At 66.2% G+C, this 648-nt stretch carries 1 protein-coding gene; it reads right to left on the bottom strand.

Translation table 11 applies throughout. From position 1 onward, the window contains the following. On the bottom strand, positions 1–648 hold a 648-nt coding region (locus FCU66_RS41475; protein ID WP_210239726.1), incomplete at both ends, for an immunoglobulin-like domain-containing protein.

Raw genomic sequence — 648 nt, 5'->3', positions numbered from 1 at the left:
CGTCGCCGTGAACACATAGCTGGTGTCGGCGGCATTCTCGAGCACCGTCGAAGCGCTCAGGTCGACCGTCGCGGCGGTGATCGTGTCGTTGACATGCGCCGTGGCGCTCGCCGTGCCGATCGTCAGGTTCTCGAAGTTGCCGCCCGCGGTGGCGGTGATGGTGGCGCTCAGGCTGGTGGCGTCGTTGTAGACGTCCTCGCCATTGCCCGAGGCGATCACCAGCGTGCCGGTGGTCTGGCCATCGGCGATGGTGATGATGCCCTTGTCGGTGGTGATCGTGGTGACGCCTTGCGAGGCACTGCTCAATGTCGCCGTGAACACGTAGTTGGCGCCCGCGCCCTCGGCGACCGTCGAGGCGCTCAGGCTGACCGTCGCGTTGGTGACGGTGTCGGTGACGTTGGCCGTCGCCGTGCCAGTGCCGACCACCAGGTTCTCGAAGTTGCCGCCCGAGGTGCCGGTGATGTTGGCGGTCAGGCTCGATGCGTCTTTGTAGACGTCCTCGCCATTGCCCGACGCGATCACCAGCGTGCCGGTGGTCTGGCCATCGGCGATGGTGATGATGCCCTTGTCGGTGGTGATGGTTACATCGGTCCCGGCCGCGTGCGACAGCGTCGCCGCGCACACATAGCTGGTGTCGGCGGCATTCTC

The sequence above is a fragment of the Mesorhizobium norvegicum genome, from assembly GCF_004919685.1.
Classification (GTDB): Bacteria; Pseudomonadota; Alphaproteobacteria; order Rhizobiales; family Rhizobiaceae; genus Mesorhizobium; species Mesorhizobium norvegicum.
The sequence above is the reverse complement of the archived record's forward strand: the minus strand, read 5'-3'. Positions and strand labels throughout refer to the sequence as shown.